This is a genomic window from Aeribacillus sp. FSL K6-2833 (genome assembly GCF_037965815.1).
Lineage (GTDB): Bacteria > Bacillota > Bacilli > Bacillales > Aeribacillaceae > Aeribacillus > Aeribacillus composti.
In genome coordinates this window covers 2,481,247-2,506,116 of record NZ_CP150189.1, presented here as the reverse complement: position 1 = coordinate 2,506,116, position 24,870 = coordinate 2,481,247, and the positions used below count along the sequence as shown (strand labels likewise).

At 39.1% G+C, this 24,870-nt stretch carries 24 protein-coding genes, 2 pseudogenes and 1 riboswitch; of the genes and pseudogenes, 22 read left to right on the top strand and 4 right to left on the bottom strand.

Annotated features, from left to right (window positions below; genetic code table 11):
* Window positions 1-124: 124 nt before the first annotated feature.
* Window positions 125-2,245 carry an ATP-dependent Clp protease ATP-binding subunit gene (locus NSQ94_RS12160; RefSeq protein ID WP_063389360.1) on the bottom strand — a complete coding sequence of 707 codons (2,121 nt, stop codon included), beginning with the start codon at window positions 2,243-2,245 and terminating at the stop codon, window positions 125-127.
* 243 nt (window positions 2,246-2,488) lie between these two features.
* On the opposite strand from NSQ94_RS12160, the gene NSQ94_RS12155 reads away from it, so the two are divergent.
* The 7 genes and pseudogenes from NSQ94_RS12155 to queF all read left to right on the top strand — a co-directional run.
* The gene (locus NSQ94_RS12155; protein WP_066247941.1) at window positions 2,489-3,523 is read left to right on the top strand and encodes a hypothetical protein; all 1,035 of its coding nucleotides are present in this window, start codon (window positions 2,489-2,491) and stop codon (window positions 3,521-3,523) included.
* 32 nt (window positions 3,524-3,555) lie between these two features.
* Window positions 3,556-4,293: a metallophosphoesterase family protein gene (locus NSQ94_RS12150; RefSeq protein WP_066247942.1), complete on the top strand. Its 738-nt coding sequence runs from the start codon at window positions 3,556-3,558 to the stop codon at window positions 4,291-4,293.
* 375 nt (window positions 4,294-4,668) lie between these two features.
* Window positions 4,669-4,712, top strand: a riboswitch (PreQ1 riboswitch).
* Window positions 4,713-4,897: 185 nt separating this feature from the next.
* Window positions 4,898-5,557 (top strand): 7-cyano-7-deazaguanine synthase QueC, encoded by a 660-nt coding sequence (gene queC / locus NSQ94_RS12145; RefSeq protein WP_063389357.1) that lies wholly within the window; start codon window positions 4,898-4,900, stop codon window positions 5,555-5,557.
* The gene (queD, locus tag NSQ94_RS12140; protein WP_066247944.1) at window positions 5,557-5,994 is read left to right on the top strand and encodes a 6-carboxytetrahydropterin synthase QueD; all 438 of its coding nucleotides are present in this window, start codon (window positions 5,557-5,559) and stop codon (window positions 5,992-5,994) included. Before queC ends, queD begins: the two co-directional genes overlap by 1 nt.
* Window positions 5,994-6,722 carry a 7-carboxy-7-deazaguanine synthase QueE gene (gene queE / locus NSQ94_RS12135; protein ID WP_066247946.1) on the top strand — a complete coding sequence of 243 codons (729 nt, stop codon included), beginning with the start codon at window positions 5,994-5,996 and terminating at the stop codon, window positions 6,720-6,722. The genes queD and queE overlap by 1 nt, the downstream gene beginning before the upstream one ends.
* 24 nt (window positions 6,723-6,746) lie before the next feature.
* Window positions 6,747-6,914: pseudogene (locus NSQ94_RS12130) on the top strand (NADPH-dependent 7-cyano-7-deazaguanine reductase QueF); the annotation flags it as partial.
* A 383-nt stretch (window positions 6,915-7,297) separates the two neighbouring features.
* Window positions 7,298-7,621, top strand: a pseudogene (gene queF / locus NSQ94_RS12125) (preQ(1) synthase); the annotation flags it as partial.
* Between the two features lie 130 nt (window positions 7,622-7,751).
* On the opposite strand, the gene NSQ94_RS12120 reads toward queF, so the two are convergent.
* A complete protein-coding gene (locus NSQ94_RS12120; protein WP_063389354.1) occupies window positions 7,752-7,931 on the bottom strand; it encodes a DUF2187 family protein in 180 nt (59 codons plus the stop codon).
* A 135-nt stretch (window positions 7,932-8,066) separates the two neighbouring features.
* Here NSQ94_RS12120 and NSQ94_RS12115 point away from each other — a divergent pair, with 135 nt between their 5' ends.
* Window positions 8,067-8,270 (top strand): hypothetical protein, encoded by a 204-nt coding sequence (locus NSQ94_RS12115; protein WP_063389456.1) that lies wholly within the window; start codon window positions 8,067-8,069, stop codon window positions 8,268-8,270.
* 61 nt (window positions 8,271-8,331) lie between these two features.
* Here the strand turns inward: NSQ94_RS12115 and NSQ94_RS12110 are convergent, their stop codons facing one another.
* Window positions 8,332-8,841 (bottom strand): sigma-70 family RNA polymerase sigma factor, encoded by a 510-nt coding sequence (locus NSQ94_RS12110; RefSeq protein WP_063389353.1) that lies wholly within the window; start codon window positions 8,839-8,841, stop codon window positions 8,332-8,334.
* Window positions 8,842-9,113: 272 nt separating this feature from the next.
* Here NSQ94_RS12110 and NSQ94_RS12105 point away from each other — a divergent pair, with 272 nt between their 5' ends.
* The 6 genes from NSQ94_RS12105 to NSQ94_RS12080 all read left to right on the top strand — a co-directional run bounded on the left by NSQ94_RS12105 (window position 9,114) and on the right by NSQ94_RS12080 (window position 17,128).
* On the top strand, window positions 9,114-10,589 hold the full coding sequence (locus tag NSQ94_RS12105; protein WP_066248007.1) for a spore germination protein: 1,476 nt from the start codon (window positions 9,114-9,116) through the stop codon (window positions 10,587-10,589).
* A gap of 23 nt (window positions 10,590-10,612) precedes the next feature.
* Window positions 10,613-11,707: a GerAB/ArcD/ProY family transporter gene (locus NSQ94_RS12100; protein ID WP_066247950.1), complete on the top strand. Its 1,095-nt coding sequence runs from the start codon at window positions 10,613-10,615 to the stop codon at window positions 11,705-11,707.
* Window positions 11,708-11,709: 2 nt separating this feature from the next.
* Window positions 11,710-12,777 (top strand): Ger(x)C family spore germination protein, encoded by a 1,068-nt coding sequence (locus NSQ94_RS12095; protein ID WP_066247951.1) that lies wholly within the window; start codon window positions 11,710-11,712, stop codon window positions 12,775-12,777.
* 146 nt (window positions 12,778-12,923) lie between these two features.
* Window positions 12,924-14,249, top strand: a complete 1,326-nt coding sequence (locus NSQ94_RS12090; protein ID WP_066247952.1) for an oligosaccharide flippase family protein — start codon at window positions 12,924-12,926, stop codon at window positions 14,247-14,249.
* A 118-nt stretch (window positions 14,250-14,367) separates the two neighbouring features.
* Window positions 14,368-14,916 (top strand): TlpA disulfide reductase family protein, encoded by a 549-nt coding sequence (locus NSQ94_RS12085; RefSeq protein ID WP_066247954.1) that lies wholly within the window; start codon window positions 14,368-14,370, stop codon window positions 14,914-14,916.
* Between the two features lie 313 nt (window positions 14,917-15,229).
* A complete protein-coding gene (locus NSQ94_RS12080; RefSeq protein ID WP_063389348.1) occupies window positions 15,230-17,128 on the top strand; it encodes a heavy metal translocating P-type ATPase in 1,899 nt (632 codons plus the stop codon).
* Between the two features lie 27 nt (window positions 17,129-17,155).
* Here NSQ94_RS12080 and NSQ94_RS12075 read toward each other — a convergent pair whose 3' ends face one another.
* Window positions 17,156-17,377 (bottom strand): hypothetical protein, encoded by a 222-nt coding sequence (locus NSQ94_RS12075; RefSeq protein ID WP_082829436.1) that lies wholly within the window; start codon window positions 17,375-17,377, stop codon window positions 17,156-17,158.
* A 208-nt stretch (window positions 17,378-17,585) separates the two neighbouring features.
* Between NSQ94_RS12075 and NSQ94_RS12070 the strand changes: the two genes are divergently transcribed.
* From NSQ94_RS12070 to ptsG, 8 genes are all read left to right on the top strand, one after another.
* Complete coding sequence (locus NSQ94_RS12070) at window positions 17,586-18,281, top strand: thermonuclease family protein (RefSeq protein WP_063389346.1); 696 nt, start codon at window positions 17,586-17,588, stop codon at window positions 18,279-18,281.
* A 96-nt stretch (window positions 18,282-18,377) separates the two neighbouring features.
* On the top strand, window positions 18,378-19,337 hold the full coding sequence (gene pfkA / locus NSQ94_RS12065; RefSeq protein ID WP_066247956.1) for a 6-phosphofructokinase: 960 nt from the start codon (window positions 18,378-18,380) through the stop codon (window positions 19,335-19,337).
* Window positions 19,338-19,696: 359 nt separating this feature from the next.
* Window positions 19,697-19,915, top strand: a complete 219-nt coding sequence (locus NSQ94_RS12060) for a DUF1659 domain-containing protein (protein ID WP_063389344.1) — start codon at window positions 19,697-19,699, stop codon at window positions 19,913-19,915.
* A gap of 19 nt (window positions 19,916-19,934) precedes the next feature.
* Entirely contained in the window at window positions 19,935-20,153 is a 219-nt protein-coding gene (locus tag NSQ94_RS12055) for a DUF2922 domain-containing protein (protein WP_063389343.1), read from the top strand.
* A gap of 66 nt (window positions 20,154-20,219) precedes the next feature.
* Window positions 20,220-20,366 (top strand): YvrJ family protein, encoded by a 147-nt coding sequence (locus tag NSQ94_RS12050; protein WP_063389342.1) that lies wholly within the window; start codon window positions 20,220-20,222, stop codon window positions 20,364-20,366.
* 252 nt (window positions 20,367-20,618) lie between these two features.
* A complete protein-coding gene (locus NSQ94_RS12045) occupies window positions 20,619-21,494 on the top strand; it encodes a cation diffusion facilitator family transporter (protein WP_063389341.1) in 876 nt (291 codons plus the stop codon).
* Window positions 21,495-21,711: 217 nt separating this feature from the next.
* Window positions 21,712-22,551 (top strand): PRD domain-containing protein, encoded by an 840-nt coding sequence (locus NSQ94_RS12040; protein ID WP_066247958.1) that lies wholly within the window; start codon window positions 21,712-21,714, stop codon window positions 22,549-22,551.
* Between the two features lie 170 nt (window positions 22,552-22,721).
* Window positions 22,722-24,791 carry a glucose-specific PTS transporter subunit IIBC gene (gene ptsG / locus NSQ94_RS12035; RefSeq protein WP_066247960.1) on the top strand — a complete coding sequence of 690 codons (2,070 nt, stop codon included), beginning with the start codon at window positions 22,722-22,724 and terminating at the stop codon, window positions 24,789-24,791.
* Window positions 24,792-24,870: the final 79 nt, after the last annotated feature.

The window sequence follows — 24,870 nt, the reverse complement described above, 5'->3', positions numbered from 1 at the left end:
TCGACAAAGAAAGACGAAAATTTTATATTTGATAAAAAAAATAAACGACACATTCATCGGAATCGATTTTTGCGATGCTGCTCCCAAATAAAAAAACTGCCCTAATGGACTGTTAGGGCAGCTGTTATGAACGAATAACAATTTCTTCATTTTCTACGTCGGCGATTAAATGATTGTGCACTTCACCGTCTAACAGGATGTCTGCAATTTTGTCTTCAATATGTTCTTGAATGACGCGGCGAAGCGGACGAGCGCCGAACGATGGATGATAGCCGATTTCTACCAATTTTTCTTTTGCTTTTTCTGTTACGTCCAATGAAATGTTTTGTTCTTTCAACGTGTTCCGAACTTCTTCAAGCATCAAATCAACTATTTTCAAATAATCTTCTTTATCAAGCGGTTTAAATTCGATAATGGCATCGAAACGGTTTAAAAATTCAGGCTTAAAGAATGAACCGAGAGATTCAAGGATGCTTGATTCTTTTTCCACCGTGCTGTTAAAACCGACGTGAACTTGTTTTGCACCTGCTCCAGCGTTAGAGGTCATAATAATGACCGTATCTTTGAAGCTGACGGTGCGGCCTTGGCTGTCTGTCAAGCGTCCGTCTTCTAATATTTGCAAGAAAATGTGCTGTACATCTGGATGAGCTTTTTCAATTTCATCCAGCAGGATAATGCAGTAAGGGTTGCGACGAACCTTTTCCGTTAATTGTCCTGCTTCTTCATGTCCGACATAGCCTGGAGGCGAGCCGATTAATTTTGAAACAGAATGTTTTTCCATATATTCACTCATATCCAAGCGAATCATGGCATCTTTTGAACCGAACAGCTCCAAAGCTAATGTTTTCGACAATTCCGTTTTTCCAACGCCAGTCGGGCCGACGAACAGGAAGGATCCGATTGGTCGGTTTTTTGCTTTCAATCCAGCGCGGCTGCGGCGAATGGCTTTTGCCACTTTCCGGACAGCATCCTCTTGGCCGATAATTTTTTTCGCCAAGTTTTCTTCTAAATGTTTCATTTTTGCTTGCTCATCCTCTTGCAGCTTGCCGACTGGTATGCCGGTTTTTTCTTCGATGATTTTTTGAATGTCTTCTACTTGAACGATTGCTTGCTGTTTGTCCTTTCCTTGTTCAAGCTGCTTTTCAAGGGCAGCTTCTTCGTCGCGAAGCTTAGCTGCAAGTTCGTATCGTTCTTCCTTTAGCGCTTTTTCTTTTTCATGGGCAATTTGTTTAAGCCGCTCGTGGATGTCTGCTTCATTAGCCGGCTCGGCTTTTAAGTTTAATCTTGAACCAGCTTCATCCATTAAATCGATGGCTTTGTCAGGCAAAAAGCGGTCTTGAATATATCGATGAGATAGTGTGACGCAAGCTTTAATCGCATCTTCTGAATATTTGACTTGATGGTATTGTTCATATTTTTCTTGAATTCCTTTTAAAATGCTGATCGCTTCTTCAATGGAAGGTTCTTTCACAATAACCGGCTGGAAGCGTCGTTCAAGGGCTGCATCTTTTTCGATTTGCCGGTATTCTTTTAGAGTTGTTGCTCCGACAACTTGAAGCTCACCGCGGGCGAGCGCTGGCTTTAATATGTTGCCGGCATCCATAGAACCTTCCGCAGAACCGGCGCCGACTAAAAGATGAATTTCATCGATAAACAGGATGATGTTTTTTCGGGCTTGCAATTCTTGAATTAGCTGCTTCATCCGCTGTTCAAATTGTCCGCGAATTCCCGTGTTGGCGACAAGTGATGAAACATCCAGCAAATAAACTTCTTTATTTTTTAATTTTTGCGGAACGTCTCCTTGAGAAATTTTTAAGGCTAGTCCTTCCACAATAGCTGTTTTCCCTACGCCTGGTTCTCCGATTAAAACCGGGTTATTTTTGTTGCGTCGATTTAAAATTTCAATCACTCGTCTTACCTCATCATCGCGGCCGATGACAGGATCAATCAACCCAGCTTTTGCAGCATCCGTTAAATTTCGGCCGAATTGATCGAGGAAGCCGTTCTGTTTTCCGCCCCCTGATTTCGGTTGTGCTTGAACAGCTTGGTCAAAGCTCTCAAAAGAGTTTGGCATAAATGATTGAAATAATTCATCGAAACCGCTGAATCCGTAAAAACCACTTGGGATTTTTTGTTTATATTGTTGATAGCATTCTTGACAGAGACGCATTTCTTGTTTGTTGTGATTGATTTGTACATTTAATAAAACATTGGCTTTTCTTGCTTGGCAATTTTCACACAACATATAACATTCCTCCTTTTTGACTTTGATTAACTTTGACCAAAAGAAGAAACTTCTTTGACTTTCTTTGACCTTTTGGAATCAAAGAAACAATCTCAATCATTCAATAGTTAGATTCACTGTTTGACCTTTTCTGACTTTATTATACTTTGACCTTTTTTGACTTTCAAGTCTTTTTTACAAATTTTTTTCGTCTTTTTTTCCCTTCTTGTCCATATATTGTTGATAAAGTAAGGTGGGTGAAACATGAGCAATAAATGGGTATTGGCACTTCAAATAGCTTCTGTCTATATCGGCACTGTCATCGGTGCAGGGTTTGCAACGGGAAAAGAGATCGTTGAGTTTTTTTCAAAATACGGCGCTGGAGGAATTGTTGGAATTATTTGTTCTGCCGTTTTATTTGTTTGGCTGGGAACGAAAATGATGTTGATCGGAAGACGCATTAATGCATCTTCGTATTTGCAGTTGAACCAATTTTTGTTTGGGACGTTGTCAGCTTATGTAGTCAACGGCTTGATGTTTATGATGCTGATTGGCATCACATCGGTCATGCTGTCGGGGGCGGGGGCGATTTTTGAAGAGCAACTGTCGCTTTCAAAGCAATTTGGAATTTTTTTAACGATTGTGCTTTCCATTGCTGTGATTTCGTTTGGAGTCAAAGGGCTGTCTTCCGTCAATCTATTGGTTGTTCCGCTTTTTATTTTGTTTAGCCTGATCATCTCCATTGAAGCCATCATAAGGGGTGATTTTATCGATTTATCGTTGGATGGAGTGTTTCAACCAGTCAAATCAAGCTTTTTATATGTTTCTTTTAATCTCTCTCTTGCTCAGGCTGTACTTGTTCCGCTCGCAAACGCAATAAAGGATGAAAGCGCCATTAAATTGGGCGGAGTTGTAGGCGGTCTCGGATTAAGCTTCATTTTATTTTCCAGCTATTTCTCCCTTCTGCATTTGCCGGACGCCGGGCTTTTTGAAATCCCAATGGCTGAAATTGTCAAGCAGCTGTTTTCAGGCTTTTATTACATATACATCCTTGTTATTTTTGGAGAAATATTTTCATCGTTGATCGGCAATCTGTATGGTTTGGAACGGCAATTATCATCGGAAAAGCCTTTGGCAAAAATCGCTGGTGTCATTTTCATCCTATTATTATGTTATTTAGTCAGCCTGATAGGATACGGAAAGCTCATTTCCACGCTTTATCCGCTGTTCGGGTATATGAGCATTGCCTTTTTCATATTATTAATGTTCAAAAAAATTCCAGACGATAACAAATCATGATAAAATAGTAGGGAAATGAAGGAGGAGTTTATTTGGATAAAATCGCGGTCATTTCTGATATACATGGGAATATTCCGGCGTTGTCGTCTGTATTGAAAGATATAAGCTTGCGAAATGTAGATCGAATTTTTTGTTTAGGAGATCTTGTCGGAAAAGGACCTGAATCAAAAGAAGCGATCGATATCGTCCGCAGCTCCTGCGATTTTGTTTTAAAAGGAAACTGGGACGAGCTGATTACAAGGGAAGATGTAAACGATGTCGTTCGCTGGCATCAAAATCAGTTGTCGCAAGAAGACATAGAATATTTGCGTAGCCTCCCGTTTTCCATTGATTTTTATATGAGCGGCCGCCGGCTGCGGCTTTTTCATGCATCCCCTTTCAGCGTCTGGATAAGAGTACAGCCTTGGGATTCGATTGAAAAAAGATTGTCCATGTTTGAAAACAGCGTTGAAACCGGTTTGGGAACGAAGGAGCCGGATGTTGTCGGATACGGTGATGTTCATAATGCCTTTATACAGCATTTATCCGGTAAAACGCTTTTTAATGCAGGCAGTGTCGGTAATCCGCTGGACCTGCCCGAAGCATCCTACTGCATTTTGGAAGGCACGTTCAACTCGGAGAAAAGGGCTCCTTTTTCGATTCAGCACATACGTGTTCCATATGATATTGACCTTGCCATTCAATTAGCTAGAAAAAAAGAAATGCCGGAACTAAAAGAGTATATTCAGGAATTAACGACCTCACGCTACAGAGGCTTGGAAAAGGCATGATGCGGAGGTAAAAGTAAAATTATTGTAGGTAAAAATTAGCGCCTTCATTTAATGAGAACTCTGATTGCTCATTAAATGAAAGGGAAAGTGTGGCAGTAATATAAGAAAGTGCGGCTGCTCCTGGTAGAATGATCATGGACTACATTTAGAGGATAAAAAATTGCCCACAAACGCTCGGCTCAATTCTGTTTTTTGAAAAAGGAGATTTTTTTACCAAGAGGGTACCCTGAAAAAAGTGATTTCGCTATCAAAAAATAGCGATTAAAAAAGTTGCCCACAAAGTCTTGAGTGACTCCAGTCGGAGCATGCCGTTTGCATAACCAATTCTGTATGATATAATAAGATACAACTTGAATAAAAATCCGTTTCGAAAGAACGGGAGAGGTTCTAGCACACCCTCTATAAAAAACTAAGGAAAACTATATCCTTGGGATATAGTTTTTTCAATGTTTGCGAAAGGTTTAGAAGTTGAATAGATTTATGATGATTTCGAAAGGCTTCTGAACAGCTTGCTTCCGCCTCTGTAGCAGAAAAAGAAGCATCAGTTTCTGTTTAAGCTAGGCAGTGTGAATGGCTTTCTTTTTTCAGAAAGGAGCGTTTTCAAATGGATAATAAGAAAGCGGTCGTTGTGTTTAGCGGAGGACAAGACAGTACAACTTGTTTGTTTTGGGCGAAGAAACAATTTGATGAGGTGACCGCTGTCACGTTTCATTATAATCAGCGGCATGCACAGGAAATTGAAGCAGCGAAAAACATTGCGAACGAAGCCGGCATACCTCATTATGTGCTGGACATGTCCTTATTAAATCAAATGGCGCCGAATGCATTAACGCGTTCAAATATGGAAATTGAACAAAAGGAAGGAGAGCTTCCCAACACTTTTGTTCCGGGGAGGAATTTAGTTTTTTTGACATTTGCCGCCATTTTGGCGAAACAACTGGGAGCGAAACATATTGTGACAGGTGTATGTGAAACGGATTTCAGCGGCTATCCTGACTGCCGGGACGTGTTCGTAAAATCCTGCAATGTAACGATTAATTTAGCGATGGAAGAGGATTTTGTGATTCACACGCCGCTTATGTGGATCAATAAAGCGGAAACGTGGAAGTTTGCCGATGAGTTAGGGGTGTTCGATATCATTCGCGAAAAAACGTTGACGTGCTATAACGGCATTATTGGCGACGGATGCGGCGAATGCCCTGCTTGCTTATTGAGAAAAAGGGGATTGGAACAATATTTGGCTGAAAAAGGAGCTAATACGTGATGCTTCATCAATTTTATCCGCAAGTTTTTCATAATTATAGTTATGAGCTGAATAAAGATATGCAAATATCTGCTGCACACTACATCCCGCATGAAAAAGCGGGGAAATGCGCCCGTGTACATGGCCACACGTATTTCGTCAATCTCACTATTTGCGGTGATCAGCTTGATGATTCAGGATTCCTTGTGAATTTTCAGCATTTAAAAAAATGGGTTCATGATCGATTTGACCATACGCTGCTCAATGACCATACGGATGTATTCAATGGTCAAAACAGCGAAGACTTTCCAACGACAGAAGTGGTTGCGCGGAAAATTTGGGAAATTGTCCAGGATCATTTAAATGTACTCCCGAATAAACCGAAATGCTTGCAGGTGTTTGTCAGAGAAACGCCGACAAGCTATGTTGTGTACCGTCCGAAAAGGGAGATGAAATAATGAAAAAAATACCGGTCATCGAGATTTTTGGACCGACCATTCAAGGGGAAGGAATGGTGATCGGACAAAAAACAATGTTTGTCCGAACGGCCGGTTGCGACTATTCATGCAGCTGGTGTGATTCAGCTTTTACGTGGAACGGTTCAGCAAAAGATGAAATTAAACAAATGACAGCAGCGGAAATTTTGGACGATCTTATTGAGCTTGGCGGCGATCGCTTCAATCACGTCACCATTTCGGGCGGAAATCCGGCATTGATTAGAGGATTGGATGAATTGATTATCCTTTTAAGGGAGCAAGGATTTCGCACTGCACTGGAGACACAGGGAAGCCGTTATCAAGATTGGTTTTTACTAATCGATGATTTAACTCTTTCTCCCAAGCCTCCTAGTTCAGGGATGAAAACGAACTTTACTGTGCTTGATGACATTATGAAGCGGCTGATCGATGGCGGACGGAAAGACAATGTTAGTCTAAAAGTTGTTGTTTTTAATGAGGAAGATTTTGATTACGCGAAAAACGTCCACCTTCGCTATCCAAATATTTCATTTTATTTGCAGCCTGGAAATGATCAAGTAAACGAACAAAATGATCACCTCCTGAGAAATCAGCTTTTAGAAAAATTAGAATGGCTGATCGAATTGACTGTTCAATCAAAAGAAATGAACGATGCTCGAGTTTTGCCGCAGCTTCATGCACTTGTTTGGGGAAACAAGCGCGGAGTGTAAATTAATAGGAAAGGATGAAAAAAGATGGCTGGAAGAAAAGATGATGAATTGAAAGATCTGACGCTGTTAGGCAACAAAAATACAAAATATTTATTTGAATACAGCCCAGAAGTGTTGGAAGTATTCGATAATAAACATCCAGACCGCGATTATTTCGTGAAGTTCAATTGTCCGGAGTTTACCAGCTTGTGTCAATAAGGGCACACTTCAGTGGCGACACTGTCGGATAAACCTTGTGAATTCAGGGGAAGAGGATAATGGAGTAAAAAGCGAAAATGGCAATTGTAATCGAATAAAAGAAAAACATGTTCTTGTCTCTTATTCCCATTATCTTTCCAACCCTGAGCCAAGCCTCAAATTTAAGGGAATCTTCTTCTTAAATTTGAGGAAGGTGCAGAGACTATCGAAATCACTCCAGCATGAAGCGAGTAAGAGTAGTGTTGGAGGAAGAGAGTAGAGTACACCAAGATGACAGCATATATTATCTTGGTGGAAGCGCAAGGGTTCTTATTCAATATCGCAGTTGAATAAGAATATGATATAGTCCACCTGTTTGTGAAAAACAGAGGCCAATCACCGGACAACCGGACTTCGCGACCATTTATATCAGCTATATTCCAGACAAAAAATGTGTGGAAAGCAAGTCGCTGAAGCTTTATTTGTTCAGCTTCCGCAACCACGGCGATTTCCATGAAGATTGTGTTAATATTATCATGAATGATTTAATCAAGATCATGGAGCCCCGCTACATCGAAGTATGGGGAAAATTTACGCCGCGCGGCGGTATTTCTATTGATCCTTATGTCAATTGGGGACGTCCTGGAACAAAATACGAGAAAATGGCGGAGTATCGTATGATGAACCATGATTTGTACCCGGAAAAAGTGGACAACCGATAAAGCAAGTCGCTTGAGGCGTTTTTTTGATAAAAGAACCTGCCGAAACTTGCGTTAATTGTAAAAAATTCTTGAAATGGCACTAAACTCTTTAATATAAGAAAAAGTAAAACGGAGCATTCAATTCTCCGTTTTACTTTCCGACAATTTTATAGTTTTTATGATTAACTACTGTTTTTTGTTCCAGATCCATTTCCCGAAAGTTTTCCATGTACGTAAGATCGACGATGACGGAATTTTCATTTACTTTTTCGACAATTCCTTTGAGACCGTCTTTAAATTCAATAACATCTCCAACTTCAGCAATTTTCATTTGTTCTCTCCTTTTTTATGGATTTTCAAATATTTTGCATGATTTCTTTAGAATTGTAAAGTTTTTTTGGACAATCGCAAAAAAATAGGTAAAAAGTTTCCATTGCTCGGTAGACTGTTTTTCATAGAAAAGGAGATGGTCGAGTTGACAAATCAAGAGATACAAGACATTTTAAACAAGCTTCGTGATGGAGAACTGGAAGAATATTGTGTATCAAAGGAAGATTTTATGGCGTTTCGCAAAGTGCTGATCGAAAGGGAAGATTTTAAACATTTTCATGGAACAGCAAAACGCGGTGGCAGCATTGTTTACCGATATACAAAAGATCCAAGAAGCTGACCGATGTCAGCTTCTTAATTTTTGGCACATCTTCCTCTTAAAAACTGCTATTAAAGACTGTTCACTGTTCTTCCCGTGCCTTTACGGCATATTTCTTCAATTTTTTTAATGCTCCTTTTCTCCAATTTTTTACTTTATTGACTGTGACATTTAGCTCCTCTGCAATTTCCTTCTGAGTTTTTCCTTCAAAAAAATACATGGTAAACCAAATTCGTTGAGCATCTGATAAAGCGGGGGCAATCCGTTCATATAAATCTCTTGCTTCAATGTCTGTATATGGAAAAAATTCCAATTTTGCAGCTATTATGTCATTCGCATGAAGAACATGCCTTTCTTTATATGTTTGTTTTTTCCTTAATTCTGTCATGAGCGAGCCTTTTATCGTTGCATAAGCATAAGTGGCAAACCGTCCTTTCTGTTCGTCATAATTGATGCTTGCTTTCCAGAGGGCGATCGCTGCTATTTGAAAAAACTCGTCTTGGTCTGTATAAATATTTAAAGTTTTCATAATGTGAAAAATTAAAGGGCGAAAAGCAGTTAGCATCTCCTCAAATGATTGATTCTTTTCCACGTGTGCGCATCCTTTCAAAGAGCGCGCTCTTTTTTTTCCGCGGTAATACAATCGTAAACGGTGTAAATCATTTGAGCGAATCATCATGATTAAGATGATACGCGTCCAATTGTCTGGGAAATTCAATTTTCTATATAGGAAAATGCAATTATTTCGTTTCAGCCTCCTCCGTTTTCACCATTTTTCTCATTATTTCTATAGAAGAAATTTAATTGAATAAATAAAAAGATGGCTTGAAAAAATAATGGAAAGAGGTGGGATGAATGAGCCGAATGTATAAGCAAAATTGGAAAAGAAAAGATTCAATTGAAAAATTGTTTGCTGTCTTCCGCAGTTCTACTGATTTTATTCAATATGACGTCAATACAAGCCATATCAAATATTGGATTTCATATTTTGAAACGTTAGTGGATGTAAATATATTAAATGAAAACATTTTAAAGCCGATTCACTCAAAATATTGGCAGTCATTAGAAGAACTAAAAAACATTTTACCGGTCAAAGATATTTTTTTAACCATTGATACGGATTTAATGAAGGAAAAGCTTTTGGAAGGCTTTGTTATGATTTCGCTAAGCGAATATGGATCTCCGTGCTTGCTCGTTAATGCAAAATTAAACAAAGCTAGAGAAGTTACACTCCCGGAAGTGGAATTTACGGTCATCGGTCCGAAAGAGGCGTTTGTTGAGTCCATTGAATCCAATATTAATTTAATTCGAAAACGATTGCCGATTGAAGAACTGCGCATTCGGACTTTAAAAATTGGCAGGCTGACGCAAACGAGATTAGCGATCATCTATATAGAAGGCATAGCGGATGAGGAAAATGTATTTACGGTTTGGCAAAGAATTTCTAATATCCAAATTGATCAAGTGAATGATAGTTCGTACATTACGGAAATGATCTCTGACAATCATAATTCTCCCTTTCCTCAGCTGTTGGATACGGAAAGACCGGACCGTGTAGTTTCCATTTTGGCGGAAGGGAAAATAGCGGTCATTGTGGACGGCTCTCCCCATGTATTAATCGGTCCGACAACTCTTGTCGAATTTTTCGCATCGTTTGAAGATTATTTTTTAAATTGGATTTTGTCTTCCTTTTTCCGTATTATCCGCCTGTTTGCTGTCTCCTTTTCCATATTGGCAACACCGATTTATGTAGCTGTTTTAAATTATCATTATGAGTTAATTCCAACTGATTTACTAAACAATTTTGTCACATCCAGAAGGGAGGTCCCAGTTCCGCCTTTTTTAGAGGCGCTGTTTTTGGAAGGAACGATCGAATTGCTGCGTGAGGCGGGCGCCCGGCTGCCGACAAAGGTTGGACAAACGATCGGCATCGTCGGGGGGATTGTAATCGGAACAGCTAGTGTGGAAGCAGGTTTAACAAGCAATATTTTGCTCATCATTGTAGCGCTTGCTGCATTAGCATCATTTACAACACCTGTCTATAAAATGGGCAATACGATCAGGCTTTTGCGTTTTCCTTTTCTCATGTTTGCCGAAATGTACGGTCTTTTAGGAATCGTTTTATGCTTTTGTTTTTTAGCGACCCATCTTTTACGTTTAACTTCTCTCGGACGTCCTTTTTTGGAGCCAATCTATCCTCCGAGAATTTCCGATTTAAAAGATGCATTCCTGCGTATGCCGTTTTCAATGATGAATGAACGTCCGAAACAGCTGCGGACGGAGCAGCCGAAACGAATGGATGAAGAGAAATCGAGGGAAAATAAAGATATTGATGAATAACAGCGGAAGAGGAGGAATCCAACTTGGCGCAAATAGCAGAACGTCATAAAGTTTCCGCACCGCTCGTTTTTTATTTAGTGCACAGCACTCAATTCGGCATCGGTGTATTAGGTTTTCAAAAAAATGTCGTCAAGTATGCGGGACATGATTCATGGATTTCAGTTATTTTGATCGGTCTTATTGTTCATCTGTACATTTGGATGATCTATCAAATTTTGAAACGTTCAAGCGGAAGCTTAATGACACTGCAGCACGATTTGTTTGGAAAATGGGTCGGCAATGGATTGAACATTGTTTGGATCATCTATTTTTTTCTTGGAAGCTGCGCCATATTAATAGGATATATTGAAATTTTGAAGGTGTGGATGTTTGAAGATTTAAATATTTGGATTTATACCGCGATTTTTATGGGATTGCTTTATTACATTTTTAACGGTGGATTTCGGGTAGTAACCGGATTTGCTTTTTTTGGAGTGGTTCTGCCGCTTTGGATTTTTCTTACATTTTTAATTTTCCCGACTCGTTTTGCAGATCTTCAGCACCTCTTGCCAATCATGGATCATTCACCTCAGGAAATTTTCATGGGAACGATGCAGATGGTCATAACTGTTATTGGGTTTGAAACTCTTTTTTTGTATTACCCCTTTGTCAAAAATATTGACAAATCCCAAAAATGGGCTCATATTGGAAATTTATTTACAACCTGTTCATATATCATCATCATGATTGTTTCGATCGTTTATTATTCTGCGGAAGAAGAAATATTGCGCAATAAATGGGCGACGCTAGCGATGTGGAAAATTGTTGAACTTCCTTTTGTTGAAAGATTCGAATATATCGGCATTGCTTCCTGGTCTCTCGTCATCTTGCCGAATATTTGCGTCATGTTGTGGAGCGCCAAAAGAGGTATAACAGAAATTTTTGGAATAACAGAAAAGAAGGCAATCATTTCTGTTCTGGTCGTCATGTTTTTTATAGTCAATGTCATTGTTGATAAAGAAGATATTCAATTATTAAATAAGATCATCAATACGTATGCTCTTGGTGTTGTATTTTGCTATATTCCGGTTTTATACCTCATTACGTTTGTACGGGATTTATGGAAAAGGAGAACATAAACATGTGGAAAATTCTCTCCTTCATTATGTTGTTCATGCTGATGCTTTATGGATGTCTGGATAAAGAAATTATTGATGATGTCAATTTAGTGATGGTTATTGGATACGATGTCGGCGAAGGCAATAAAATTAAAGGAACCATTGTTGCTCCTGAATATAAAAAGGAGCAGCCGGTCGACAGCAAGGTGATGACGGTCGAATCAGATTTAAGCAGGGATCTGATTTCCGATTTGCAAAAGGAGTCGCCAGCCCCTCTAGTTTATGGAAAATTGCAATTTGCTCTTTACAGTGAAGACGTAGCAAAACAGGGAATTGAAAAATATGTCGACTCGCTTGAACGAGATGCAAGCGTCGGTTCAAAGGTTATTTTAGCGGTCTGCAAAGGTGAAGCGAAAAATTTGCTGGAAGGAAAATATGGACAACAGGGGACTGCCACGTACTTTCGTAATTTAGTGGAGCATAATATGCACCGGGAAAATTTGCCGATTATCAATTTACACACATATTTGCGCAACTTTCGCATGAAAGGAAAAGACCCTTCTTTACCTTTATTAGAAAAGAAAAACGACCATGTCAAAATAACTGGACTTGCCTTGTTTCAAAAGGACAAAATGGTTGGCGAAATCGAAAATGATCAGCTTTTTTATTTTAAGCTTCTTTCCGATCGATATGTTAAAGGAATTCATACGATCACAATGGATGATGGAAATAAAGCATCTATAGAAAGCATCCGTTCGAAAAGAAGAGCGAACATCGATGAAAAAAATCCGTTCCATTTAACGATAGAGCTGGAAATTGAAGGGTATCTACGCGAATATTCGGAAGGGACTGTTCGTCCGGAAATCTTAAAAAAAGCTGAAAAAGCGTTTGAAAAGGAAATTGTGAAGAACAGTATGGAGATGATCGATATGTTTAAAGAGAAAAACATTGATCCGGTTGGATTAGGGGAAGAAATTTTAAGCCATTCGAGAGGTTTAAGAAAAGTGAAAAATTGGAGGGATATTTATTCAAAGATGGAAGTCGATGTGCATGCGGATGTAAAAATTACTGAAACTGGTGTGGTGCAATAATTCTAAATATTTGATTGCTTCGTTTGCCAATGAAACGAGAAACCGAAATAACAAAGGCTGACTAAAAATTTTCCTCCCTCTTCCGATCCTCTGTCATGTTTTTGAACTTGTCTCATATGCATGAAATAAGAAAAGAGGGAGGAAAAATGAAAACTTTTTTTAAGGGAGCTCTGCTTTTAATCGTTGCTTCGTTTCTAGGGGAATGCTTTGATTTTATGATTAACATGGTATTGACGCGGGAACTTGGTGAAGAAGGCATCGGCCACTATATGTCGATCATGCCTATTATGTTTTTCATTATCGTGTTAGCAAGCTTTGAATTGCCGATATCTATTTCAAAATATGTGGCGGAAACTGAAAAGCCGTACCATTGGCCAATGTTGAAATATGCTTTTCGCCTAACTTTGTGGATCAGCATTTGCTTCAGCTTAATTGTTTTTTTGCTGTTTCCTGCTCTTCCGCCGCTAAAAAGCTATCATCCTTCCGTTACGGTTTTATTTGTACTGCTTGTTCCGATGATTTCTTTTTCCTCTATTGCTAGAGGCTATTTAATGGGCACGCAGCAAATGGGGAAAATTGCATTTGCAAATGGATTTCGCAAGCTTGTTCAGCTTATTCTGCTCATTTTGCTGTTCAACCTGTTTGAATTTTCTCCTGAAATGTCTGTCATTGCAGGGTTAAGCTCATTTATTGCAAGCGAAGCCGTTATTGTTCTTTATTTGCTTACCGTTTATGTCTATCAGGCGCAAGAACTAAAAAAAAGCACGCTCGCTTCATCCAAAACAGCTTTGATCCGGCGGAGTTTATTTCGTGTCTCTGTTCCGACGACAATTTTGCGCATTTTTCATTCTATGACACATGCGATTCAGCCGTTTTTAATCAAATATGCATTAATGGCAGCAGGTGTTTCGGAGGTTGGAGCGACAGAGCAGTTCGGTCTGCTTTCCGGAGTTGCGATGACGATCGGCTTTTTTCCCGCGTTTATCGCTCATGCACTGTTAACGATTTTGATCCCAACTGTATCAGAAGCGTTTGCTAAAGGAAACCAGGAACTTTTAAAGAAGCTTTTGCAGCAATCGCTCGGAATGACAATGCTTTACGGAATACCTGCGATTGTGATTATGTTTGCTTTTGCTGAGCCGCTTACAAGTTTGTTTGTCAACGGAACTACTGCAACACTTTTTTTAAAGCTTTTATGGCCGTACTTTTTTACCCACTTTTTGATCATTCCGCTGCAAGCGTATTTGATCGGTCTGAATTTAATAAAGGATGCTTTGTTTCATACGGTTTGGGCGCATTTTATCTCGTTTGTCGTCATCTTTTTGCTTGGATCGCAGCCAGAATGGCAAATGTCAGGAGTTATTATCGGGCTCAATGCAGGAGGATTGCTGCAATTGTTAATGCATTATATGACAATATGCCAAAAAATCGGCATTGGCTATTGGTCGCTGAAGGAAAAACGTGTTCATTAAGATTTTCCGGGTGTCTCTACTGTGATCTATCGCAGCAATAAAGTATGAAATAGCGAAAGTCATCATTTTTCCATCATTGAATGGAAAAAAATAGTGCTCTCATGAAGGGGGAAGCGTTTTGAAAAAAACAGCTGCCTTGCTTTTTCATTTTCTGCTTATATCATGTGTGTTTTTTGGATGTCAAGAGAGCGATTTGAAACAAGAAAATGCACCGAGCAAAACAACCATGAAAGAAATAATAACGAAAGAAAATTCGAAAGTGCCCGCTAACAATTTTGTTTTGCCAACAACTGACGGCAAGATGGTAAAACTTTCGGATTTTAAAGGGAAAAAGGTCGTGATCAATTTTTGGACGACGTGGTGCCCTCCATGTAAGGAAGAATTGCCTGAGCTTCAACGTTTTTATGAACAAGCGGATTCTGAGCACGTCGCGTTTTTAGGAATTAACATTACTTCAGAAGAAGGGGGAAAAGAAGAAGTAAAGTCTTTTTTATCAAAGAGCGGATTTGATTTTCCTGTGCTTTTTGATGAAAAAGGCGAAGTCATGAAATTATACAAGGTTATGGTCATTCCCACTACTTTTATAATCGATGAACAAGGACAGGTGTTTAAAAAAATCATTGGTCCCGTAACAACCGAACAATTAAAACGTTTAACCGATTTGTAAAGCACAGCGAAGCTTCTGTGCTTTTTCTTTTTTAAAAAATAGAATTTTAATGCTTAACATATGAATCGACCGATTTTCCAACCAACGTTTTTGATCTGTAAAAAACCGTGATTGAGAATGATAATAATTATTAATATTAATTATTAATTTAAAATTAATATAATTATTACTTGAAAAAAATAATTGTTGATATATAATATACATATAGATGTTGATATTTTAATAGTTTTTTTACTAGTCGCCAAGAATAGCATATGGAATTCAATAGAAGTGAAGCTGAATTTTATTCTCAGTTAGGAGGTTGTAAGTGAGAATGGAAGCAAAGATGTTTCATAATACGGAATTATTTCAAGGGTTGAAACAGCATGTTGAAATGATTGCGGCCATTGTGTCAGGTGTTCTCATTTTTTTCGCTTGGCTGCTTAGCATAGATGATTTCAACATCATATCAACGATTTTATTTATTTTCGCATTCGTTATTGGGGGATTTGCCAAAGCTAAAGAGGGAATTGAAGAAACGATCCGCGAAGGCAAGTTGAATGTAGAGCTGCTGATGGTTTTTGCTGCTATCGGTTCGGCAATAATCGGCCATTGGCTTGAAGGAGCGATTTTAATTTTTATTTTTGCCCTAAGCGGCGCATTAGAAACGTATACAATGAACAAAACAAACAAGGAGATCTCTTCATTGATGGAATTGCAGCCTGAAGAAGCGCTGCTTTTAGTAGATGGACGGGAAGAAAAAGTGCATGTTTCCACTTTATCGATTGGAGATTTGATCATTGTGAAGCCCGGGGACCGCATTCCGGTGGATGGCCAGCTCATAAATGGTCATACGACAGTGGATGAATCAGCTATAACGGGCGAATCCATCCCGGTTGAGAAAGAGCCTGGAAGTGAAGTGTATGCAGGGACTGTAAACGTAAATGGATCGATCACCGTTCGCGTAACGAAAAAAGCATCGGAAACGCTTTTTCAAAAAATTATTGAACTGGTGCAAAACGCCCAATCTGAAAAATCTCCGTCCCAGCAATTTATTGAAAAATTTGAAGGAACGTATGTAAAAGGTGTGCTTATTGCAGTGGCTGTTTTGATGTTTGCTCCTCCATTTTTATTAGGCTGGAGCTTTCAGGAAGCTTTTTACAGATCGATGGTGTTTATGGTAGTGGCTTCCCCGTGCGCGCTCGTCGCCTCGATCATGCCGGCGACGTTATCCGCTATTTCTAACGGGGCAAGAAACGGCATTTTGTTTAAAGGGGGCGTACATTTAGAGCGTCTTAATAAAATTCGGGCGGTCGCGTTTGATAAAACGGGAACTTTGACAAAAGGCGAGCCGATCGTCACGGACGTAATCGTACGCCCAGACATCGAAAAAACAGAGCTGTTACAAGCAGTTTATAATATTGAGCGGCAATCCTCCCATCCTCTTGCCAAAGCTATTACAGCTTATATTCAGGAAAATGTAAAAGGACTGAAAGATGAATGGGTATCAGTGGATGAACATTCAGGGTTTGGAGTTTCTGCTTCTTGGAACGGGCAGAAAATATTCGTTGGGAAAGCTGCGTTTGTCGGAAAAGAAGAGGCTGAACAATTTCAAAACTCTGTTTCCAAGAAATTATACAAACAAGGGAAAACGGTTGTTTATGTTAAAGACGAAAAAGGAATTGCCGCAAGCATCGCTTTAAAAGATGTACTTAGACCTGATATGAAAAATTTGATGGATGAATTGAAAAGCAAAGGCATCTATACGGTGATGCTGACGGGCGATACGAAAGCGTCAGCTGAAGCCATTGCTAAAGAGGCATCCGTTGATGAATTTCACGGTGAATGTCTGCCTGAAAGCAAAGTTGACCGAATAAAGCAGTTGAATAAACAATTCGGCGTAACGGCGATGATCGGCGACGGTATCAATGACGCACCAGCTTTAAAAACAGCATCTGTCGGTATAGCAATGGGGGAGGGAACGGATGTTGCTTTGGAAACAGCAGATGTTGTATTAATGAAAAACGATTTAACGAAATTGATCAAAGCGATCGAATTGTCGCAAAAAATGAACAAAATTGTGAAACAAAATATTGCCTTTTCTCTATCGGTCATCGCCCTTCTCATATGTGCTAATTTCCTTCAAGTCATTGACTTGCCGTTCGGAGTCATTGGCCATGAAGGAAGCACCATACTTGTCATTTTAAATGGATTGCGGCTATTAAGATCATAAATAAGAAGAATAACAAGGCGGATTAAGCTATATGATCCGCCTTTTATTTTCTTTTAAAAAGTCATTTGGTTCAGAGTCATCGGGTCGTTTCGTTACAATTATGTATGCAGCTACAATAAAAATGAATCCAACCACCCACCCGATTACCGAACTGTAATAATACACATCAATTAACATCATGCCGATTATGGGTGACGAAAATGCCGCCAAGCAGAGGATCGGGACGATATTTCTTTTGATAAATGTCACAAAAAATACACTCCTTAACTCCCCCGATTGCTTTACCATTATTATTATACTAGAATGGTTTTATTTATAAAATATTCCGAGAAAAATGTAAACAACATTTAAAATAACTTTGAAGGTGAAAAATCCTCCACATTTCTTATTGATATGAATGTTCTTTTCGCTTAAAATGATATTTCATTGAATGGACACAATAGAGAGGAAGAACATCATGTGGAGAAAATGGATTGTTTTATTTTTTGGTTTGCTTGCATTATTTTTCGGATGGGAGCTTTGGCAAAAAGATGATTCAGCCGTAAACAATCGGTTGGAAGCCAAAGTAATTGATGTCGTCGATGGTGATACGATGAAAGTCATCGTCAACAATAAAAAAGAAACAATCCGACTTCTTCTTGTCGATACTCCTGAATCTGTACACCCAACGAAGCCTGTGCAGCCATTTGCAATCGAAGCAAGCAATTTTGCAAAAGAAATGCTGTCAGACAAAAAAGTTGAATTAGAGCTTGGCGTTAGAGAACGTGACAAGTATGGAAGATTACTTGTTTATTTATATATAAACGGACAAATGTTTAATGAAATGCTGCTTGAAAACGGGCTAGCCCGCGTCGCATACGTTCATCAGCCAAATACAAAATATGTAGACCGTTTTTTGGATGTTCAAAAAAAAGCCCAGCACAAAGAAATCGGAATCTGGAGTATAGAAAACTATGTTACAAACGATGGATTTAATGATAAGATTGGACAAGACGACAAAAAAGAGGGCTGCGACATAAAAGGAAACATTAATTCAAAAGGTGAAAAAATATACCATATGCCTGGCAGCAGGCACTATTATATAACAAAACCAGAAATGATGTTTTGTACAGAGGAGGAAGCAAAAGAAGCCGGATTTCGAAAAGCTGAATAACGAGAAAATCATTTAAGCGGGAAAATTTTTTGATATAATACATTTTATAAAACATGAGATGGCAGCAATTATTGAACTGCATAATGAGGTGATGGAATGAAACGAATAGCTGTATTAACGTCTGGCGGAGATTCTCCGGGGATGAATGCTGGAATACGTGCAGTTGTAAGAAAAGGGATATTTCATGGGTTGGAAGTTTATGGAGTATACCATGGATATCAAGGATTAATTAACGGTGACATAAAAAAATTAGAGCTTGGCTCTGTAGGGGACATTATTCACCGCGGCGGCACGATTCTCCAATCGTCGCGCTCTGAACAATTTAAAACAGAAGAAGGACAGCTTCTTGCGATTCAACAATTAAAATCATTTGAAATTGAAGGTCTTGTTGTAATTGGCGGAGACGGATCATACCGAGGGGCTTTGAAGCTGACGGAAAAAGGCTTCCCTTGCATTGGATTGCCTGGAACGATCGATAACGATATTCCAGGAACAGATTTCACGATCGGATTTGATACAGCTCTGAATACGGTTGTAAGGGCAATGGACCAAATTAGGGACACAGCGCAATCCCATGAGCGGATTTTTATAATCGAAGTGATGGGGCGGCATGCTGGTGATATAGCGCTTTGGGCAGGAGTAGCTGGAGGCGCTGAAACGATCTTAATCCCTGAAAGATCGTTTGACTTAGATGATATTGTCAAGCGGTTGGAGCATGGTGTTGAACGCGGGAAAAAACATTCCATTATTGCGTTAGCTGAAGGAGTTATGAGCGCATCAAAACTTGCCGATATTTTAAAGGAAAAATACGGCATTGAGACGCGAGTATCGGTATTAGGACATATTCAGCGCGGCGGCTCTCCAACTGGATTTGATAGAGTTCTTGCTTCCAGAATGGGAGCGAGAGCAGTTGAGCTTCTGTTAGAAGGAAAAGGCGGAAGAGCAGTCGGAATACAGAAAAACCAAATCGTTGATCATGATATTGAAGAGATATTGAAAGAAAAGAGCGAACCAATCGGAGAATTATATACGTTGTCAAAACAGCTTTCTATTTAAAAAGAGCGGACACCGCTCTTTTATTTTTTCATCCGTTCCGTTTTGTGATACACAATAGTTTTGCATTTACGAAGTCTCCTTTTTTAATGGGGTTTGACCACTTTCATAATAAAAGAGAGCACTTCGTAAATGCTTTTTTAATTTTGATGAAATTCATTACTCTAAAATTTAGTTTTATCCAAATAAAATATTGACGAAACCAAAGAGATTCCGTTTATTGGAAATGGTCAAAACGGCATCAACAGCCGTTGTCTGCAGCGACAGGGCTCCGTTTTCATTTCTTTTTTCACCTTTTTACATATTTGCTGCCCCTTTTTTTCATTTCTTTATATAAAGAAGGTGAAAGGAGGTGCGAGCAAATGGCTGAGGTTCAACCGGTCAAATCACAATTGCGTCTTGTTTTTGAAGAAGGTTTTGATCATTCCGGCAAGCCGCTGTATCGCTATAAAAATTACAGCAATATTAAAACGTCAGCTAGTGCAGATGATTTGCTTAGAGCAGCCCAAGCAATTGCCAGTCTTCAAAAAATGCCGCTTGCCAAAGTGGAACGAAACGATACGCATCAAATTAATGCATAAGTAATCTGGGGGTGAAAAAATGTCTAAATCGCTCGATCTTCTTTTTGCCAATACGGAAGGAAAGACAGTCAGAATCAATGTTGATGAACCTAAGGATTCATTAACAGCAGAGCAAATTGGTCAAGCTATGGAAACAATCATTCAATCAAATGTTTTTACTTCTTCTGGGGGTTCGCTCGTTTCAAAAAAAGGAGCCAGAATTATTGAGCAAACGGTGACAGAATATACGATGAGCTGACGGAAGCGGCCTGTTTCCGGTTCGGGAACAGGCCGGATTTCAGATGCCATAAAGGGAGGGATTGGTTTGCACGATTGGCTGTCGTTTATCAGCGATGTCGGTTTTCCTATTGTTGTGACGCTCTATTTGCTTCACCGGATTGAAGGCAAGCTTGATGACCTAAACCATTCGATTCAAATGATCCCGGTTTATTTGACACAAAAAGAAAATTAATCTCTCTCGATTGATAGCAATCAAACTGTAAAAAGTTTGGTTGCTATATTTTTTTAATGTAATGTAAAAAAATGAAATAATTTTATATTTTTCCTTATTTTACTAATCTCCATATTGGAATGATCGCTTTGATTTCAGAAAAACCTTTTGATATTAAACCTTTTGTAACAAGGAAATAATCTGTATGTATAGACCTTTACATGTTTTTTTGATAGTATAAATGGCAGACTAAACGAATGGAGTTAGTGGAAGGTGGAAGTTTATCAAAATTTAAAAAAGGGTGAACGGGGAGCATGGATTAGCATTGCAGCCTATATTTTGTTGACCGTTGTAAAGATAGCGGTCGGATATTTTTTTCATTCGGAAGCTTTAATGGCTGACGGACTGAACAACGGGACTGATGTAATTGCTTCGATCGCGGTTTTAGTCGGATTAAAAATATCGCAGCGTCCTCCTGACCAAGATCATCACTATGGACATTTTCGGGCAGAAACCATTGCGTCTTTAATTGCATCATTGATTATGGTCATGGTTGGTTTTGAAGTGCTTACTGAAGGAGCAAAATCAATCATAAACCCGAAAACAGAATCACCTGATTTGATCGCGGCATGGACGGCTATTGGCTCAGCAATCGTCATGTTTTCCGTTTATTTATTTAATGTAAGACTTGCGAAAAAAATAAAAAGTCAAGCGCTCATGGCAGCAGCTATGGACAATCGATCCGATGCATATGTCAGTGTCGGAACATTCCTAGGGATTTTGGCCGCGCAATTTCATATCGCATGGATGGACACAGTTGTTGCGATGATCATCGGAGTGCTTATTTGCAAAACTGCCTGGGATATCTTCAAAGAAGCGGTTCATTCCTTAACGGACGGATTTTCCGAGAAGGAGTTAGACAAATATAAAGAAACGATTAACAATATACCCGGGGTTCAATCGCTTGAAGATATTAAAGCCAGATATGTCGGAAGCACCGTATATGTTGATGTTGTCATTAAAGTTCATTCTAATTTAAATGTCGTTGAAAGCCATGCGATTTGTGATGAAGTGGAAAGAAGGCTGACGGAAGAATTTAATATTACGAACGTACATGTGCATATAGAACCTTTAAAAGGCGACAGTTGAAAAAAACGGACTCTTCATTTTTGGAAAGGAAAGTATGAACTGCCGAGAATGATGAAAAAACTAAATTTTCTATTTCCATTTTAGATGCCTCACCCCCAGTCTTAGGTGTTCGATTGTAAATTTTTTCTTGCTTTTGCTGAGTGCAAAATGCATTGACCTCCCCGTTCTTTTTTTGTACGATTATATAGATTTCTGGTAAAGGAGCGTCTTTTTAAACATGGGGTCCTTTAAAGTAAAAAAGGTGTTGAATAATAATGTATTAATAGCTGGCCACGACACCTTTCAGGAAGTCGTCTTGATTGGAAAAGGAATCGGTTTCGGAAAAAAAGGGGGGGAGCTGATTTCCAACGAAACAGTTGAAAAGATATTTGTGCTGAAAAACGAACAAGAACAGGAACAATATAAAAAACTTCTTCCTTATACAAACGAGAAGATGATAGAAGTTGTTTCAGACTGTATTGCCCACATTTCAAAGAAAGTCGGACTTCCTCTGAATGAACATATTCATATAGCTTTAACAGACCATATTACGTTTGCAATTAAGAGGATCGAGCAGGGGATGGACATCAAAAACCCTTTTTTGTCGGAGACTGAAGTGCTTTATCCGAAAGAATATAATATTGCTAGTGAAGTGGTGTCCATTATTGAAGATAAGCTGAAAATCAAGCTGCCCAAAGGTGAGATCGGTTTCATCGCTCTCCACATTCACAGCGCCATAACGCATAAATCAATTTCTGAAGTGAACCGCCATTCTCAGCTTATTGCTCAGTTAATCGAAGTTGCAGAAGATTCCTTAAACATCCAGCTTGATAAAGAAAGCTTTAATTATTTGCGGCTTGTAAGGCATCTTCAGGCAACAATTGAAAGGGTTCTCAAAGAGGAAAAAACGGAAGAACCAGAAGAATTAGCTTTATTGTTGAAAAAAAAATATCCTCTATGCTATAATATTGCATGGAAAATGATTAAAATGATGCAGCAAGTATTGAAAAAACAAATTGATGAAGCAGAAGCTGTTTATTTAACGATGCATTTATATCGAATAGCAAAAAAAGAATAAATTTTGCGCACGTGTTACTGATTCGATCAGGCATGAGTGAGCAAGGTGTACTGTATAGGGATTTGTTTTCGTACAGTTGACGCCTTGTTTCGCCATGCCTTTTTTGTTTTTTCTAAACATCGATTATTCTTGCTGCATTTGTCAAATGATAATTATAAGGAGGTCATGTTATGTTTAAATCAATTTTCGGTGTTTTACAAAAAATAGGACGCGCGCTTATGCTGCCGGTAGCGCTTCTTCCTGCAGCAGGTATTTTGCTTGCATTTGGTAATGCTATGCAAAATCCGGATTTAACAGATAGAATTCCTGCTTTAACAAACGACTGGATCGTGCTTATCGCAAGCGTCATGGAGCAAGCTGGGCAAATAGTATTCACCAACCTGCCGTTGTTATTTGCAGTCGGCGTTGCAATCGGTCTTGCAAACGGCGATGGAGTTGCAGGGATTGCAGCAGTCATCGGCTACTTAATTATGAATGTTACAATGAACGGTATTTTAACAGGTTTGGGTCAAATGCCTAAAGATATTAGTTCTGATCCAGCATTTGCAAACGTTCTCGGAATTGAGACTTTGCAAACAGGTGTGTTTGGCGGGATCATAGTAGGTATCATAGCTGCTTATATGTACAACAAATATTATAAAATTGAGCTTCCGCAATATTTAGGATTTTTTGCCGGAAAGCGGTTTGTTCCAATTGTGACAGCTGCGTCCGCTGTTCTATTAGGGATTGCGATGTACTTTATTTGGCCGCCGATCCAAGGGGCATTAAACCAGTTTTCTCAAGGAATACTTGAGACGAACAAAACGCTCGCCGCTTTTATTTTCGGTGTGATTGAACGTTCATTGATTCCGTTTGGATTACATCATATTTTCTATGCTCCTTTTTGGTATGAATTTGGTTCTTATGTAAACGAAGCAGGGCACGTTGTTCGCGGCGATCAGGCCATTTTCTTTGCCCAAATCAAGGACGGTGTGGAATTGACAGCTGGAACGTTTATGACAGGTAAATTTCCGTTTATGATGTTCGGTCTCCCTGCCGCAGCACTCGCTATTTATCACGAAGCCAAACCCGAGAATAAAAAAGTGGTCGCAGGGATTATGGGTTCTGCCGCGTTGACATCGTTTTTAACAGGAATTACAGAACCGATTGAATTCAGCTTTTTGTTTGTAGCACCGCTTTTGTTTGCGATTCATGCGATATTTGCAGGACTATCCTTTATGGTCATGCATATTTTACATGTTAAAATTGGAATGACTTTTTCAGGCGGAGTGATCGACTTTATATTATTTGGCGTCCTTCCGAATCGAACGGCTTGGTGGCTCGTTATCCCAGTTGGGCTTGTATTTGCGGTCATTTACTATTTCGGTTTCCGATTTGCCATCCGAAAATTCAACCTGAAAACTCCTGGACGGGAAGATGCAAGTGTTGAAACGTCTGATGATGAGCAGGAGAGCGAAAAAGCCGGAGATCTTCCATATAACATTTTAGAGGCGCTTGGCGGAAATGAAAATATTCAGCACCTTGATGCATGTATCACAAGGCTGCGCGTATCTGTTCATGATCAAAAGAAAGTTGATAAAGAACGCTTGAAAAAGCTCGGCGCTTCAGGTGTTTTAGAAGTGGGCAACAACATCCAGGCAATTTTTGGCCCTAAATCGGACAATTTAAAAACTCAAATACAAGACATCATGAATGGAAGAACTCCAAGAGCAGAAAAAGTTCATTCTCCAGAGCAGGAAGTTAAAGAACAAGTGGAAAATGTTATGCCGGAAGAATTACAAAGCGAAAGCTTAACATTTTCATCGCCTATGACAGGTACTCTTCATCCGATTACAGAAGTACCGGATCAAGTATTCTCTGGAAAAATGATGGGAGATGGGATTGCTATTGTACCTGAAGAAGGTATCGTCGTCTCTCCTGTTAACGGTAAAGTGTTAAATGTATTTCCAACGAAACATGCTATTAGCTTGCAGTCTGATTCTGGCCATGAAATATTGATCCATTTTGGTATTGATACAGTAAAATTGAAAGGAAAAGGATTTGACATTTTCGTTTCAGAAGGCGATACTGTAAAATTGGGTGACAAACTTCTTGAAGTGGATCTTGAATATGTTAAAAATCATTCTCCTTCTATTATGACGCCGATTGTCTTCACTAATTTAAAAGAAGGTGAAGCAATTGAATTGAAAAAAGTAGGCAAAGTAAACAAGGGCGAAGAAAACATTATTGCCATTCGGTAGCAGTTAGTAAACCGGCCTTGTTTAAATCGGACAAGGCTGGTTTCACAAATAATTGATTATCAGCTTGCACAACTCGACA

What these genes read in the sequence shown, in the direction of transcription:
- NSQ94_RS12160 (WP_063389360.1), bottom strand. Translation starts at nt 2,245, where the DNA reads ATGTTGTGTGAAAATTGCCAAGCAAGAAAAGCCAATGTTTTATTAAAT.
- NSQ94_RS12155 (WP_066247941.1), top strand. Translation starts at nt 2,489, where the DNA reads ATGAGCAATAAATGGGTATTGGCACTTCAAATAGCTTCTGTCTATATC.
- queC (WP_063389357.1), top strand. Translation starts at nt 4,898, where the DNA reads ATGGATAATAAGAAAGCGGTCGTTGTGTTTAGCGGAGGACAAGACAGT.
- queD (WP_066247944.1), top strand. Translation starts at nt 5,557, where the DNA reads ATGCTTCATCAATTTTATCCGCAAGTTTTTCATAATTATAGTTATGAG.
- queE (WP_066247946.1), top strand. Translation starts at nt 5,994, where the DNA reads ATGAAAAAAATACCGGTCATCGAGATTTTTGGACCGACCATTCAAGGG.
- NSQ94_RS12120 (WP_063389354.1), bottom strand. Translation starts at nt 7,931, where the DNA reads ATGAAAATTGCTGAAGTTGGAGATGTTATTGAATTTAAAGACGGTCTC.
- NSQ94_RS12115 (WP_063389456.1), top strand. Translation starts at nt 8,067, where the DNA reads ATGGTCGAGTTGACAAATCAAGAGATACAAGACATTTTAAACAAGCTT.
- NSQ94_RS12105 (WP_066248007.1), top strand. Translation starts at nt 9,114, where the DNA reads ATGTATAAGCAAAATTGGAAAAGAAAAGATTCAATTGAAAAATTGTTT.
- NSQ94_RS12095 (WP_066247951.1), top strand. Translation starts at nt 11,710, where the DNA reads ATGTGGAAAATTCTCTCCTTCATTATGTTGTTCATGCTGATGCTTTAT.
- NSQ94_RS12090 (WP_066247952.1), top strand. Translation starts at nt 12,924, where the DNA reads ATGAAAACTTTTTTTAAGGGAGCTCTGCTTTTAATCGTTGCTTCGTTT.
- NSQ94_RS12080 (WP_063389348.1), top strand. Translation starts at nt 15,230, where the DNA reads ATGGAAGCAAAGATGTTTCATAATACGGAATTATTTCAAGGGTTGAAA.
- NSQ94_RS12070 (WP_063389346.1), top strand. Translation starts at nt 17,586, where the DNA reads ATGTGGAGAAAATGGATTGTTTTATTTTTTGGTTTGCTTGCATTATTT.
- pfkA (WP_066247956.1), top strand. Translation starts at nt 18,378, where the DNA reads ATGAAACGAATAGCTGTATTAACGTCTGGCGGAGATTCTCCGGGGATG.
- NSQ94_RS12060 (WP_063389344.1), top strand. Translation starts at nt 19,697, where the DNA reads ATGGCTGAGGTTCAACCGGTCAAATCACAATTGCGTCTTGTTTTTGAA.
- NSQ94_RS12055 (WP_063389343.1), top strand. Translation starts at nt 19,935, where the DNA reads ATGTCTAAATCGCTCGATCTTCTTTTTGCCAATACGGAAGGAAAGACA.
- NSQ94_RS12040 (WP_066247958.1), top strand. Translation starts at nt 21,712, where the DNA reads ATGGGGTCCTTTAAAGTAAAAAAGGTGTTGAATAATAATGTATTAATA.
- ptsG (WP_066247960.1), top strand. Translation starts at nt 22,722, where the DNA reads ATGTTTAAATCAATTTTCGGTGTTTTACAAAAAATAGGACGCGCGCTT.